Source organism: Micromonospora sp. U21 (assembly GCF_018070045.1).
Classification (GTDB): Bacteria; Actinomycetota; Actinomycetes; order Mycobacteriales; family Micromonosporaceae; genus Micromonospora.
Genome location: NZ_JAGPYK010000011.1, coordinates 135,261 through 148,888, shown reverse-complemented (window position 1 = coordinate 148,888; position 13,628 = coordinate 135,261). Strand labels below are relative to the sequence as shown.

13 protein-coding genes are annotated in these 13,628 nt (G+C 70.3%); 8 read left to right on the top strand and 5 right to left on the bottom strand.

The genetic code is table 11. The annotated features are described in order from the left end of the window. Window positions 1-17: 17 nt before the first annotated feature. Window positions 18-539 (bottom strand): hypothetical protein, encoded by a 522-nt coding sequence (locus tag KBX63_RS17125; RefSeq protein ID WP_307871737.1) that lies wholly within the window; start codon window positions 537-539, stop codon window positions 18-20. Window positions 540-676: 137 nt separating this feature from the next. Between KBX63_RS17125 and KBX63_RS17120 the strand changes: the two genes are divergently transcribed. Next, window positions 677-868 (top strand): hypothetical protein, encoded by a 192-nt coding sequence (locus tag KBX63_RS17120; RefSeq protein ID WP_210912232.1) that lies wholly within the window; start codon window positions 677-679, stop codon window positions 866-868. 40 nt (window positions 869-908) lie between these two features. After that, window positions 909-1,394, top strand: a complete 486-nt coding sequence (locus KBX63_RS17115; RefSeq protein WP_210912231.1) for a methylated-DNA--[protein]-cysteine S-methyltransferase — start codon at window positions 909-911, stop codon at window positions 1,392-1,394. A gap of 107 nt (window positions 1,395-1,501) precedes the next feature. Here KBX63_RS17115 and KBX63_RS17110 read toward each other — a convergent pair whose 3' ends face one another. Together KBX63_RS17110 and KBX63_RS17105 are read right to left on the bottom strand one after the other, a co-directional pair. Further along, window positions 1,502-2,581: an inositol-3-phosphate synthase gene (locus tag KBX63_RS17110; RefSeq protein ID WP_074315528.1), complete on the bottom strand. Its 1,080-nt coding sequence runs from the start codon at window positions 2,579-2,581 to the stop codon at window positions 1,502-1,504. A gap of 23 nt (window positions 2,582-2,604) precedes the next feature. Beyond that, on the bottom strand, window positions 2,605-3,243 hold the full coding sequence (locus KBX63_RS17105; RefSeq protein WP_074315526.1) for a PadR family transcriptional regulator: 639 nt from the start codon (window positions 3,241-3,243) through the stop codon (window positions 2,605-2,607). A 175-nt stretch (window positions 3,244-3,418) separates the two neighbouring features. Here KBX63_RS17105 and KBX63_RS17100 point away from each other — a divergent pair, with 175 nt between their 5' ends. From KBX63_RS17100 to KBX63_RS17090, 3 genes are all read left to right on the top strand, one after another. Then, the gene (locus KBX63_RS17100) at window positions 3,419-3,868 is read left to right on the top strand and encodes a DUF5318 domain-containing protein (protein WP_210912230.1); all 450 of its coding nucleotides are present in this window, start codon (window positions 3,419-3,421) and stop codon (window positions 3,866-3,868) included. Window positions 3,869-4,065: 197 nt separating this feature from the next. Then, on the top strand, window positions 4,066-6,966 hold the full coding sequence (locus tag KBX63_RS17095; RefSeq protein WP_210912229.1) for a transglycosylase domain-containing protein: 2,901 nt from the start codon (window positions 4,066-4,068) through the stop codon (window positions 6,964-6,966). 124 nt (window positions 6,967-7,090) lie between these two features. Continuing rightward, the gene (locus tag KBX63_RS17090; protein WP_210912228.1) at window positions 7,091-8,599 is read left to right on the top strand and encodes a glycosyltransferase family 87 protein; all 1,509 of its coding nucleotides are present in this window, start codon (window positions 7,091-7,093) and stop codon (window positions 8,597-8,599) included. 127 nt (window positions 8,600-8,726) lie between these two features. Here the strand turns inward: KBX63_RS17090 and KBX63_RS17085 are convergent, their stop codons facing one another. Further along, window positions 8,727-11,006 (bottom strand): hypothetical protein, encoded by a 2,280-nt coding sequence (locus KBX63_RS17085; RefSeq protein ID WP_210912227.1) that lies wholly within the window; start codon window positions 11,004-11,006, stop codon window positions 8,727-8,729. After that, window positions 11,003-11,794 carry a deoxyribonuclease IV gene (locus KBX63_RS17080; RefSeq protein ID WP_210912226.1) on the bottom strand — a complete coding sequence of 264 codons (792 nt, stop codon included), beginning with the start codon at window positions 11,792-11,794 and terminating at the stop codon, window positions 11,003-11,005. The genes KBX63_RS17085 and KBX63_RS17080 overlap by 4 nt, the downstream gene beginning before the upstream one ends. 638 nt (window positions 11,795-12,432) lie before the next feature. Here KBX63_RS17080 and rpsF point away from each other — a divergent pair. The 3 genes from rpsF to rpsR all read left to right on the top strand — a co-directional run bounded on the left by rpsF (window position 12,433) and on the right by rpsR (window position 13,622). After that, window positions 12,433-12,723, top strand: coding sequence for a 30S ribosomal protein S6 (gene rpsF / locus KBX63_RS17075; RefSeq protein ID WP_074315517.1), 291 nt, complete (start codon window positions 12,433-12,435; stop codon window positions 12,721-12,723). Between the two features lie 78 nt (window positions 12,724-12,801). Beyond that, complete coding sequence (locus KBX63_RS17070) at window positions 12,802-13,341, top strand: single-stranded DNA-binding protein (RefSeq protein ID WP_210912225.1); 540 nt, start codon at window positions 12,802-12,804, stop codon at window positions 13,339-13,341. Window positions 13,342-13,382: 41 nt separating this feature from the next. Then, on the top strand, window positions 13,383-13,622 hold the full coding sequence (rpsR, locus tag KBX63_RS17065; protein WP_013289355.1) for a 30S ribosomal protein S18: 240 nt from the start codon (window positions 13,383-13,385) through the stop codon (window positions 13,620-13,622). Window positions 13,623-13,628: the final 6 nt, after the last annotated feature.

The following is a 13,628-nucleotide window of genomic DNA, read 5'->3' as shown; positions in this document are numbered from 1 at the left end:
CCGTCTGCGAGAAGGAGTCAGTAGGTCTCGACGAGCACGCTGGTCTCACTGAGCGCCTGCACGACGAAGACCTGGGCGCCGACCGGGATCGGCTGGTCGGCGCGGGCGTTGAGCTTGACCGGCTGACCGGCGACGCGTACCCGGACCTCGCCGTAGCCGTCGACGGGCACCGGGGTGACCACCAGGCCGAGCGCGCCGACCAGGTCGTCACGGGTGGGGGTGGGGTCGGTGCGCATGTTCCGCGCCGCCCGGCTCAGCCGGGACGCCAACCAGCCGGTGGGCACGGCGGCGACCAGACCGCCGGCCGCCGCCCCCGCGATCATGCCGGGTGTACGCGCACCGAGCAGCTCGTTGACGATGGCCGCGCCGAACCCGAACGCCCCGGCGAAGCCGGCGACCGTCTCGAGCCTGATCGGCCCGTCCACGTCGCCATGCCCGAACTGGAAGAGTTCGGTGCCGAGCAGGGCGAGCGCCAGCACTCCGACACCCGCCCCGCCGATGATGAGAAAGATGAGCGTCCCCGGGGTCACGACCTGCACGGTATCGATGTGGCGCAACGTTCAACGACCCATCCCGACGCGACGATGATCTACAAGGCAGGTCGGGCGGCGTTGATCAAAAAGGGGGCAGCGCCGCCGGCCGATCGTGCCGGTTCAGCGGCATCGGAGGACCTGCCGTGACCGTGGTTGTCGTCCTCTATATCGTCGGCCTGGCGCTGACCGCCGCCGTGCTGCTGGGCGTCGCGGTCACCTCCTTCGCCACCACCTCGCGGGTCGACCGTGTGCTGGCCGGCATCGGCGCCGCGCTCGCCGGCTACTACGCCTATTACCGGGCCGCCGAGGAGTGGCGTTCGGCCCGACGCTGGTAGCCGGCCTGGCGAAGGAGTCCGCAGCAGGGACAATGGGCCGATGCGCTGGACCGTGCTCGACTCACCGATCGGCGAGTTCTCCGTGGCCACCGACGGCACGAGCGTCTGCGGCGCCCACTTCGGCCGGGTCGAGGCAGCCACCGGGGAGCCCGACGACGCGCTGTCCCGGCAGGCCGTCGCCGAGCTGCGGGCGTACTTCGCCGGCGACCTGACCGCGTTCACCGTCCCGGTGTCGGCGCCGCGCGGCTCCGATTTCGAGCGGGCGGTGTGGCGGGAGATGACCCGCATTCCGTACGGCGAGACGCTGACGTACGGCGAGGTGGCGCGACTGGTCGGCGATCCCGGGGCGGCACGGGCGGTGGGCGTCGCCTGCAACCGCAACCCGGTGCCGGTGATCGTGCCGTGTCACCGGATCGTCGGCGCGGGCGGCAAGCTGGTCGGCTTCGGCGGTGGGCTGCCCCGCAAGGTCAAGCTGCTGGAACTGGAGGCCGGGGTCGCGCTGCGACACGCCTGGAACGGGCTCTGACGACGCTGCTGCGTCGAGGCTGTCGCCGTACCTGGAGATGTCGACCTGAACGCGGCGAGGGCCGGGTCCGTACGGACCCGGCCCTCGGCCGTGCTGTGCTCAGCGGGTCAGCGCTCGACCTCACCGGCGATGAACTCCTCCACGGCCTGGTGGGCGTCGTGGTCGGCGTACTGCACGGGCGGGGACTTCATGAAGTACGACGAGGCGGACAGGATCGGGCCGCCGATCTTCCGGTCCAGCGCGATCTTCGCGGCGCGGACCGCGTCGATGATGACGCCGGCCGAGTTCGGAGAATCCCACACCTCGAGCTTGAGCTCGGCGTTGAGCGGGGTGTCACCGAACGAGCGGCCCTCCAGGCGGATGTACGCCCACTTGCGGTCGTCCAGCCACGGCACGTGGTCCGACGGGCCGATGTGCACGTCGCTCTTGCTCATCTCGTGCGGGATCTGCGAGGTGACCGACTGGGTCTTCGAGATCTTCTTCGAGACCAGCCGCTTGCGCTCCAGCATGTTCATGAAGTCCATGTTGCCGCCGAAGTTGAGCTGGTACGTGCGCAGCAGCTCGACGCCGCGGTCCTCGAAGAGCTTCGCCAGGGCGCGGTGCACGATGGTGGCGCCGACCTGGCTCTTGATGTCGTCACCGACGATCGGCAGGCCAGCGTCCTCGAACTTCTTCGCCCACTCCGGGTCGGAGGCGATGAAGACCGGCAGGGCGTTGACGAACGCGCAGCCGGCGTCGATCGCTGCCTGGGCGTAGAACTTGGCGGCCTGCTCTGAGCCGACCGGGAGGTAGCAGACGACGACGTCGACCTGCGCGTCGCGCAGCGCCTGCGCCACGTCGACGGGGGTGGCGTCGGACTCCTCGACGATCTCGCGGTAGTACTGGCCCAGACCGTCGAAGGTCGGACCGCGCTGCACGCTGACGCCGGTCGGCGGCACGTCGCAGAGCTTGATGGTGTTGTTCTCGCTGGCGACGATCGCCTCCGCGAGGTCCATGCCCACCTTCTTGGCGTCCACGTCGAACGCCGCGACGAACTCCACGGCGGAGACGTGGTAGTCGCCGAAGGCGACGTGCATGAGACCCGGGACGCGGTCGTTCGGGTCGGCATTCCGGTAGTACTCGACGCCCTGAACCAGGGACGAGGCGCAGTTACCCACACCGACGATGGCGACGCGGACGGAGCCCATAGCGTCTGCCTCCTTCTTTTCTGTCACGGCCGCTCTTTCCTGGTCTCTCCAGGCGGAGGCGGGCTGTTGTCTTCTCGTCGGCCACCGGCCGTCCCGATGTTCGGGACCGTCGGGGCTCGGCCGGAGCGCTCGTTGGCGATGAGCTCCTCCAGCCAGCGGACCTCACGCTCACAGGCGTCAAGGCCGTGGCGCTGCAGTTCCAAGGTGTAAGCGTCGAGGCGCTCGGCCGCCCGGCCCAGCACGTCACGAAGCCCTTCGCGACGTTCCTCGATCTTGCGGCGGCGACCCTCCAGAATGCGCAGTCGGGTCGCCTGGTCGGTCCGGGCGAAGAACGCGAAGTGCACTCCGAAGCCCGTGTCGTCGTACGTCTCGGGCCCGGCCTGTGCGATCAGCTGGGCGAAGCGTTCCTTGCCTTCCGCGGTGATTTTGTAGACCACCCGACCTCGTCGGCTGGTCAGCGCGGGAACCTCCTCGGCGGTGGCGGGTGTCTCGGCGGCTTCGGTGATCCATCCTGCTGCCTGCAACCTGCGCAGGGTCGGATAGAGCGAGCCGTAGCTGATCGCCGCCCGGATCGCGCCGAGTTTGGCGGTCAGCTCCTTGCGCAGCTCGTAGCCGTGCATCGGAGACTCCTGCAGGAGACCGAGGATGGCGAATTCGAGCACTGCGCCATCCCCTCTTTACCCCCGGCGCGGAGCGGTAACCGCCGCGATGTATCGGACCGATACATCGCACGTTAGCGGGTCGAGGATGTCAGGGCAAACCCCCGTTCCGGGATGCTGTCGTCACGGATCGTGACCACGGTCGCCTGGTCGGGCCGGACCGCGTACCCTTCTCCGCATGCGTACGCAGCGCCAGGTCGTCGACTACTCGCTCCAGAAGCGAGCGGTGCTGCGTGAGCTCCTGGCCGGCCGGGTCGGCACGTACGACGTCTGCGACGCGTCGCCATACCTGAAAAACGCCGCCCGGTTCCACGGCGAGCCGACCGACCTGCGCTGTCCCATCTGCCGCAGTGAGAACCTGACACTCGTCCACTACATTTACGGTGACGAGCTCAGGCAGTCCGCCGGCCAGGCCCGGACACTGGCCGAGCTGCCGGTGCTGGCGATGACGCTGCGTGAGTTCCAGGTCTTCGTGGTGGAGGTGTGCCTCGGCTGTGACTGGAACCATCTCGTCGAGCAGTACCTGCTCGGCCGGGACGGTCTCACCAGCGAGGGCGACGGCACCAGCGAGCAGGACGCGGCGGGCGCCGGTGGCGCCGGCCGGCGGAGGCGAGAGGCGCAACGGTGATCTCAGCTGGTTCGACCGGCCCCGGGGCCGTAGACGTTACCCGGGACGGCCGACCGCTCGTTGGTCTGATTGGCCCGATTGATACTGCAATGACCTCGGTGAACCGGCACCCCCGTGCCGGCGTCCCGGGTGAAGCAACTCACGGCAACCCGGTGGCGGCGCAGTCGCGCCCCACCGCGACCGGCAGGGTGTGAGGAATGAACTCGTACGGCGATCCCAGTTCTGCGCGCGGGCGGGCCCAGTACCCGGGCCCGGACGGCGACCCCGGACCGGGCGCGGACGACGCGTACCGCCGATCCGGCGGTGACTCCCGCGGAAGCGGGTGGTCGGCCTCCGAGGCCGCGGCGTCCCCCGGTCGTGCCTCGGTGACACCGCGGGCCGCCGGTGGGCGGGCCTCGGTGGGTGGCTCGGCTGCGGTGCCGCCGCGCGGCGGTGCGGCCGGATCCGCCTCGATGGGTTCGGCTACGCCGGGCCGGGCCGGGCGGGCGTCGGTGTCGCCGGCACCCGGCGTGGCCGCCGGTCGTGCCGGCGCGGGCCGGGCCTCGGTGCCCGTGTCCCCGGCGCCGGGCGCACCGGCCGGTCGGGCCACCGTCGGCGCCGCGTCCGTCGGCGCCGCCTCGGCGGGCCGGGCCAGTGTCGGGTCGGCATCCGTGGGTGGCCGGGCCGCGGTCGCCAGGGCAAGCGTCTCACCGGTCTCCGGCGGCCCGGGTGGCCCCGGCGGCCCTGGCGGGCCGAACGGTCCGGGTCGCGGTGGTCGGGGCGGTCGCGGACCGGGTGACTCGGTCGCGGCGGCCCGGGCGAAGAAGCGCAAGCGGATCAACCTGCTGATCGCCGGGTTCGCGGTCTTCATCATGCTCGCCGGCGTCGGCGTGGTCGGCTTCACCTACTACTCGACCAACGTGGTGCTGCCCGACGAGATCACCCCGCCGCAGGCGACCACGCTGTACGCGTTCGACAACAAGACCCCCATCGCCAAGGTGGGCGATCAGAACCGCACCCTGGTCACCATCGACCAGATTCCGGAGTGGGTGCAGAACGCGGTGGCCGCCGCCGAGGACCGGAACTTCTACCGGCACTCCGGTGTGGACTACAAGGGCATCACCCGGGCCGCCTGGAACAACCTCACCGGCGGCGACAAGCAGGGTGCCTCCACCATCACCCAGCAGTACGCGCGCAACGCGATCGAAAACCTCGACGACGACACCTACGGCCGCAAGGTGAAGGAGGCAATCCTCGCCTCCAAGCTGAACGACGAGTACACCAAGCCGCAGATCATGCAGCACTACCTCAACGTGATCTACTTCGGCCGCGGCGCCTACGGCATCGAGGCGGCGGCGCAGACCTACTTCGGCAAGTCGGTGAAGGTCCTCAAGCCCGACGAGGGCGCGGTGCTCGCCGCCCTGATCAAGCAGCCGGAGGCACAGCCCGGCGGCCACCAGGGGTACGACCCGGCGGTCAACCCGACAGCCGCCCAGGACCGCTGGAACTACGTGATCGAGGGCATGGTCAAGGAGGGTTGGCTGGGCGTTGCCGGCAAGCCGGAGCGGCCCGTCGCGTACCCGAAGAACATCAAGGCCCCGAAGAAGGGCGGCATCGGCGTCGACTTCGGCGTCAACACGCCGTACGGCAACGTGATCAACTACGTCCGGGAAGAGATGCGGGACCGGGGCATCTGCGTCGACAAGGAGACGCAGGTGACCGAGACCAAGCCGCTCTGCACCCAGGCGCTGATGGCCGGCGGTTACCGGATCCGCACCACCATCGACACCAAGATTCAGAAGGCCGCGGTCGAGACGGCCCAGCGCAAGTCCAAGGGCTCCGAGCTGGCTGACCAGAAGTCGAACCTGATGGCCGCGGTGGTCGCGATCGACCCGAAGACCGGTCGGGTGCTCGCCTACTACGGCGGTGACAACGGCACCGGCACCGACTACGCCGGCAAGAACACCGACTCCACCGGAGCGATCAGCGGCGGGCACTCGCCCGGCTCGAGCTTCAAGATCTACACACTGGCGGCCGCGCTCAAGGCCGGCAAGGCGCTCGAGTCCCGATGGAAGGGCAAGGCCTTCACCCCGGAGGGCACCGAGTTCAAGGTCAGCAACGCCGGCGTCGACGACCCCTCCTGCCACGACTCCTGCACCCTGCGAACGTCCACTCTCAAGTCGCTGAACGTGCCGTTCTACTACGTCACCGAGGAGATCGGCGCGGACAAGGTCGTCGACATGGCCAAGCAGGCCGGCGTCACCACCATGTGGCGCACCGACACCAACCCGGCAAAGGCATACGACCTGACCAAGGCCGACCCGAAGGAGATCACCCCGGAGCCGTTCTTCAACGTGGTCGGCTACGGCCAGTACCCGATCACCGTGCTGGACCACGCCAACGGCGTGGCCACCTTCGCCAACGGGGGCGTCTACAACAAGGCGCACTTCCTCTACTCGGTGGAGAAGCAGAACCCGAACACCGGCAAGTGGGAGAAGGTGGCCAAGGGCAGCGAGAAGCTCAACTCGCAGCCGCGCATCGACAAGGACGTGGTGGCCGACGTGACGTCGGTGCTGAAGGACTACCCGGCCGCGGTCAACCACCGCCTCGACGACGGCCGCAAGGCCGCCTCCAAGACCGGTACCTGGGAACTCAAGGGCGACAGCTCCGACAACGGCGACGCCTGGATGATCGGCTACACGCCGCAGTTGGCCACTGCGGTCTGGGTGGGCAACGTGGGGGCCCGGAAGCCACTCCTACTCAAGGACGGCCGTACCAAGGTCAGCGGTGGAAACCTCCCGGGTGACATCTGGGAGCGGTTCATGAACGAGGCGCTGAAGGACAAGGAGAAGGTCGACTTCCCGCCGGCGGCGAACATGGGCGACAAGGAATCCGGCAACGGCGAGGCACCGCCTCCGCCTCCGCCGCCCCCGGGGGGCCTGCCGGGTCTGCCGGGTCAACCGGGTCAGCCAGGTCAGCCCTGTGACCCGCTGACCAACCCGTTCTGCCAGCGCACCGACGGCAACAACGGCGGCAACAACCCGAACGATCCCGGCCGGCCCGGGACAGGCGGCAACGGTGGCGGACTGCTGCCCAGCCTGCCACCGACCAGGGACTGACCCGCACCGCTGCACGACGCCGTCGCCGGCCGGACGACCTGTCCGGCCGGCGGCGGCGTTTCCGTACCCGATCCGCGCGCCGGGACGGGACGCGCACCCCGGTCGTACGGCAGGATGCCTCTTCATGAGCACCCAGTCGACGCCCGGCATCGACGACGCCGGAACCACCGACCACCCGTCCCGCTCCGACGGGTTCGTCCGCGGCATCTCCGGCGTGATCGGCGGGCCGCTGGGCGACCACGCGACGGCACTGAACCGGCCGGCCGGCCAAAAGCGCCGGTTCTGGACCGCCGTCCGGATCGTGCTGGCGTTGACCTGCCTCACGCTTGCTCTGCACTGGGTGCAGAAGTCACCGTGCCAGGACGGCGCCTGGCAGAACAACACCCAGTACACCCGGTTCTGCTACACCGACGTGCTCGCCCTCTACTACGCCGAAGGGCTCAACGAGGGCAAGGTGCCCTACCGCGACCACCCGGTCGAGTACCCAGTGCTGACCGGCTACTTCATGGGGGCGCTGGGCCTGCCGGTGCACGCCCTCGGCGACGGCGACCCGAGCATCAACCAGGGCCAGTGGTTCTACAACCTCAACGCACTGGTGCTGGGCGCCCTCGCGGTGGCCACAGTGGCGGTGATCCTGGCGCTGCGTCGTCGACGACCCTGGGACGCCGCATTGTTCGCGCTCGCCCCGGCGCTGGTGCTCACCGCCACCGTCAACTGGGATCTGCTCGCCATCGGGCTGGCCGCGTTCGGCCTGCTGGCCTGGGCCCGGAAACGACCGGCGGTGGCCGGAGTGCTGCTCGGCCTCGCCGGCGCGGCGAAGCTCTGGCCACTGTTCATCCTCGGTCCGACCCTGGTGCTGGCGCTGCGGGCCGCCCGGCTACGCGCCGCGCTCATCGCGGTTGCCAGCGCCATCGCCGCCCTGGTGCTGGTGAACCTGCACCCCGCGCTGGCGTATCGGGAGAACTGGGACCGGTTCTTCGAGCTGAACAGCACCCGACCCATCGACTGGGGCACGCTCTGGTACATCGGGCGCTACCTCGACGGCAAGGTCGGCGGCGACCCCGCCCGGCTCGGCCCGTTCGAGTGGCTGAACGTCAACATCCCCACCCTCAACACCATCTCGTACGCCCTGTTCGGGCTCGCCTGCCTCGGCGTGGCCGTCCTCGCGCTGCGGGCGCCGCGCCGGCCGCGGCTGGCCCAGCTCGCCTTCCTGGTCGTCGCCGCGTTCCTCATCTTCAGCAAGGTCTGGTCCCAGCAGTTCGTGCTCTGGCTGCTGCCACTCGTGGTGCTGGCCCGCCCGAAGTGGGGCGCCATCCTGGCCTGGCAGTTCGCCGAGGTCTGCTACTTCGTCGCCTTCTACGGCGAACTGCTCGGCGCGGCGACCAGCCGACCGGTCTTCCCGGAGGGCGTGTTCGTGCTGGCCGCCACGTTGCGGCTGACCACTGTGGTGGTGCTCTGCGTGCTGATCGTCCGGGAGATCCTGCACCCCGAGCGGGACGCGGTGCGGGCCACCTACCCGGACGACCCGGACGGCGGCGTGCTCGACGGCGCTCCGGACGCCCCCTGGCTGGACCGCTGGCGCCACCGAGCGACGACCAGTGAACCCTCACGCGAGCCCGCCACCACCACCTGATCCGCAAGGATCCACGCGGCCTGGCGACGTCAGGGTTTGCGGGGGAGCCCGCCCGGCGCAGGGATCAAGCCTGACCGCCCGGAGCCGGGCGGGCTCCCCCGCAAACCCGCCCTCGACGCCAGCCGCATCAGAGCCGGTAGACCACGGCTCCGTCGACCTCCTGCCGACTGACGCCGAGCGCGTCGACCGGCGCGTCGATGGTGATCTCCCAGGGCGTTCCGACGACCTGCCCGCGCAGCAGCACCACCGTGCGGACGCCGAGCGTGCGCAGGTAGTCGACGCTGGTCTGGTCGGGGAACGACTGAGTCACCCGGCGGACGTCGTCGAGCTGGCGCGGGGTGAAGCCGCTGCCGCCGTTCACCACGTCCGGGAACCCGCTGGTGGACCAGAGCATCACGTGCTGGTCCAGGCTCTGGTTGCTGGGCAGCACCAGCAGCGGCCCCTCCACCGTGCGCAGCGCGGCCGGTTGGGTCGGCACCACCGGATGCGGGGTGGTGTTCAGGCCCTCGACGGTGACCAGCAGCAGCGGCAGCAGGGTGGCCAGGCGCAGCCACGGCCCCGGCCAGGACGGGATCCGCTGCGCGGCCAGCTCGCGGACGCGTTCGGTGAGGGCGGTGACCGCGCCCGCAGCGAGCAGGGCGAGCAGCAGCGTGGTCCAGAGCATCAACCGGCTCGGGGTACGCAGCGCGTTCCAGCCGGGTGCGTGCTCGAAGAGCGGGACGTAGGTGAAGCTGCCGTCGAAGAAGCGGGTGCCCATCGCGAAGGCCATGGTCACCAGCACCCCGACGAGCAGCAGCAGTCGGTGACGCAGCCGCCAGACCGAGAAGACAAGCCCGCCGGCGGCCAGCGCGTAGAGCACGAAGCCTGGCAGCAGGGTCATCTCCGGGTGCCACGGCAGCGCCGCTCGGGCGCCCTCGTGCAGCCCACCCCAGATCCGTGACTCCGCGGGCGCGGTCACGAAGCCGGACGCCGGCGGCGAGAAGATGCTGATGTCGCCGATCGTGCGCTCGGCGTACGGGTGCAGCTCGGTCACCTTGAAGTACGGGATCGCCATGAGCAGACCCACCCCGGCGAAGAGCATCCCGCCGACCAGGTTCGCGACGAGCAGCCGGCGGCCGAACGGCAGGGCCTGACCGGTGCGGAGCCGCCGCGCGTAGAAGAGAACGGCCGCGACCAGCACCGCGCCGGCCAGGAAGTACGCGAACGGCAGACCGATGCCGAAGCCGAGGCTCAGTTGCCAGGCCGCCACCAGCCAGCCGGCGTAGACCCAGCCGTCGTGCCGACGCTCGGGCCGGTAGCCGTGCCGCAGCGACCAGCCGTGCCCGCGCGCCAGCATGGCCAGCGCCAGCGGGATCCCGCCGTTGGAGAGCACGTGCAGGTGCCCGGCCTGGGCCAGCAACCACGGCGCGTAGGTGTAGGCGACGCCGGCGACCGCGGCGCCGATCCGGCCCGCGCCGAGCTGCCGGGCCAACGCGTACGCCCCGAGCGTGGCGAGCGCGTGCGCCAGCACGAACATGATGTTGTAGCGCAGCACCGCGTCCTCGGGGCCGCTGCCGAGCATCCCGGCCGGGGCGTAGCCGAGCAGCGTGTCGGAGAACGCGAAGCTCCACAGCTCGGGAAAGAACGTGTTGGACTGCCACAGACGCGCGGGCTCGGTCAGCAGGATGTGCCCGGACCAGGCCATCTGCCAGGCCTGCAGGCTCGGGTCCCAGTAATCCTGCGGAAGGGTGTAGCGCGGGTAGCGCAGCGTCGGCCAGGTCATCAGCACGGCCAACGCCAGCGCGCCGAGGCTCGCCAGGGTCCACTCGTGGATCAGGAACCGGCCGACGGCGCGGGCCGCCCGGCTGAGCCGGGAGGGCACCGGCTCCGGCGCGGAGGCGAACGCCTCCCAGCGCTCGGACCCCACCGACTTCGCCTCACCATCGGTCTTCACCGAACCGTCGGCGTCGCCGGTCTTCTCGCCCTCGGCCTTCTCGCCCTCGGTCGTGTCGCTGCCCTTGGCCGCATTTTCCTTGCGGGTGCCGCCCGTGGTCGCATCGCCCGTCGTCGCGTCGCCCGTGGCCGCATCGTCCTTGGCCGCATCGTCCCTGGCCGCGCTTCCCGTGGCCGCGCCGTCCTTGGCCTCGCTGGGCTCAGGGCCGTCGATCTTTTCGGGACCGGACCCGGGGCCGTCGTTCGTGGGGGTGGCGGCTTTCGCGGCATTGTCCGTGGCGGCGCTGGCCGTCGTACCGTCGCTCCGGACCGGGCGGTCCTTGCCGGCAGCGGCGGTCGTGGTGTCGGAGGCCGTGGCGGCGGTGCGCGCCGCCGGGGTGGGGGCGCCCGCGGCGGCCGGGGTCGCCGGCCGGATCCTGGCGTCCCCGGTGGGGGTGGGCCGGGCGCTCCCGGTCCCGGGCTGTCCGGTGGTCATGCTGCCGTGCTCTCCGTCCCGAGCTGCTGGCGGAGGAAGTCGATGTCGGCGGCCTGGCCGGAGACACCTCCCGGAGTCTCGACGACCATCGGCGCCCCGGCCGCCCGGATCACCGCCACCACCAGCTCCGGGTCGATCGTCCCGCCGCCCAGGTTGTCGTGCCGGTCCTGGCCGGAGTTGAACCCGCCCTTGGAGTTGTTGGCGTGCACCAGGTCGATCCGCCCGGTGATCGCCTTGACCCGGTCGACCAGGCCGAGCAGCTCCTCGCCGCCGGCGTACGCGTGGCAGGTGTCCAGGCAGAAGCCGACCTCGTGGTCGCCGATGGCGTCCCAGAGGCGGGCCAACGCGTCCAGCCGGCGGGCGCACGCGTTGTCGCCGCCGGCGGTGTTTTCGATCAGGACGGGGACGCCGAAGCCGCCGGAGTCGGCCGCATACGCGAATGTCTTGCGCCAGTTGTCGAAGCCCACGGCCAGGTCGTCCCCGGCGTTGACGTGCCCACCGTGGACGATCAGGCCCTTGGCGCCGATCGCGGCGGCCGCGTTCGCGTGCCCGAGCAGCAGCTTGCGGCTGGGGATCCGGATGCGGTTGTTGAGGGTGGCCACGTTGATCACGTATGGCGCGTGCACGTAGAGGTCGACCTCGGCCGCACGCAGCCGCTCGGCGTCCTCCCGAGGCTTGGGCGCCTTCCACCCCTGCGGGTCGGAGAGGAAGAACTGCACGGTGTCGGCGGACCGGGCGGCCGCCTCCGCCAGCGGGTCGGTCGAATCGACGTGGGCTCCGATACGCATGCGAGCGAGCCTACGTCGCGACCCGGACGGGTGGGGCGACCGGCCGGTGCGGTGTCGTCGTCAGTGGCGTCACCGAACGGACCGACGATCGTTGATGGGATGGAGTCGGCGGCCAGCGCCGGTGCCGTCGGTGGCGCGAACGCCGCGTACGGCAGTCGGTGGTCGACGGACCGACAGCGAGGTCACCCCCGCCGCGCGGCCCGGCGTGGCGGGGGCGGCCCTCTCGACACACCGGATCCGGCCGATGAAGAATCTCGGAAATTTGTGCTTTTTCCCCCGACAAGGTACTAGAGCCGTTGTATCGTCAGATAACAACACGATAAAGCTCCGCGGGGCGTCTTCGGTCCAACCTCATCGGTGTGGTCGTTCCTCCCCAGGTCCCACCCAAGGAATGCGGACGGGACGCCCCGCGGCCTCGTTGACGGGGGTCCACCACTGACCGGTGACGGTCGGATGGTGGGCTCCCGTCGGCACGTCCGGGCGCTGGGCCCACCACCACAGGCATGATCGTTCGGACCGGGTATCCTGGTCAGGTTGTCCGCGTCCGGCCGGGTTCCCCCGGTACGTGCGGGCAGCGACGCACGACCTCCTGCCACGGAAGGACCGTGGCCGCTTAGCCCACAGGAGGTGAGCACGTCTTGCGTCATTACGAAGTAATGGTGATCCTCGACCCCAGCCTCGAGGAACGCACCGTCGCCCCGTCGCTCGACACGTACCTGAACGTGATCCGGACCGCGGGTGGCTCGGTTGAGAAGACCGACGTGTGGGGCCGCCGGCGCCTCGCGTACGAGATCAACAAAAAGGCCGAGGGCATCTACGCCGTCGTCGACCTGCAGGCCACGCCTGCCGCGGTGGCCGAGCTGGACCGTCAGCTCCGGCTCAACGAGTCCGTGCTGCGCACCAAGGTCATCCGGCCGGAGATGCGCTAAGCATTCAACCCGGTTCGCCCGGATCAGCCTCCGCGGCTCTGTCATACGGCTCTGCGAGCCTGTACGACGAGACGCTGAGTGCGCGAGGAGATGGTCATGGCAGGAGACACCACCATCACGGTCATCGGCAATCTGACCGATGACCCCGAGTTGCGGTTCACCCCCTCCGGGGCGGCGGTCGCCAAGTTCCGAGTCGCCTCGACGCCCCGTTTCTTGGACAAGGCGTCGGGCGAGTGGAAGGACGGCGAGCCGCTGTTCCTCGCTTGCACCGTCTGGCGGCAGGCCGCCGAGCACGTCGCCGAGTCGCTGCAGCGCGGCGCTCGGGTGATCGTGTCGGGCCGGCTCCGGCAGCGGTCCTACGAGACCCGCGAGGGTGAGAAGCGCACCGTCATCGAGCTTGAGGTCGACGAGATCGGCCCGTCGCTGCGCTACGCCACGGCGAAGGTGCAGAAAATGTCCCGCTCCGGCGGTGGCGGTGGCGGCTTCGGTGGCGGTAGCGGTGGCGGTGGTGGTCAGGGTGGCGGCGGAGGCAACTTCGACGACCCCTGGGCTTCGGCCGCACCCTCTCCCGCGCGTGCCGGTTCGGGCGGCAACTTCGACGAGGAGCCCCCGTTCTAATGGCGCCGAGCGCCCGCGATCGCAAACCAGGAGCACGAGCAATGGCCAAGGCTGCGGCACTTCGCAAGCCGAAGAAGAAGGTGAACCCGCTCGACAAGGACGGGATCACCTACATCGATTACAAGGACACCGCGCTGCTGCGCAAGTTCATCTCCGACCGCGGCAAGATCCGCGCTCGGCGGGTGACCGGCGTGACCTCGCAGCAGCAGCGGCAGATCGCCCGTGCGGTCAAGAACGCCCGTGAGATGGCGCTCCTGCCGTACACGGCCACCACCCGCTGAGAGGAG

Coding starts and splice junctions, on each gene's coding strand:
- KBX63_RS17090 (WP_210912228.1), top strand. CDS start 7,091: ATGAGCACCCAGTCGACGCCCGGCATCGACGACGCCGGAACCACCGAC.
- KBX63_RS17115 (WP_210912231.1), top strand. CDS start 909: ATGCGCTGGACCGTGCTCGACTCACCGATCGGCGAGTTCTCCGTGGCC.
- KBX63_RS17100 (WP_210912230.1), top strand. CDS start 3,419: ATGCGTACGCAGCGCCAGGTCGTCGACTACTCGCTCCAGAAGCGAGCG.
- rpsR (WP_013289355.1), top strand. CDS start 13,383: ATGGCCAAGGCTGCGGCACTTCGCAAGCCGAAGAAGAAGGTGAACCCG.
- KBX63_RS17080 (WP_210912226.1), bottom strand. CDS start 11,794: ATGCGTATCGGAGCCCACGTCGATTCGACCGACCCGCTGGCGGAGGCG.
- KBX63_RS17110 (WP_074315528.1), bottom strand. CDS start 2,581: ATGGGCTCCGTCCGCGTCGCCATCGTCGGTGTGGGTAACTGCGCCTCG.
- KBX63_RS17095 (WP_210912229.1), top strand. CDS start 4,066: ATGAACTCGTACGGCGATCCCAGTTCTGCGCGCGGGCGGGCCCAGTAC.
- KBX63_RS17085 (WP_210912227.1), bottom strand. CDS start 11,006: ATGACCACCGGACAGCCCGGGACCGGGAGCGCCCGGCCCACCCCCACC.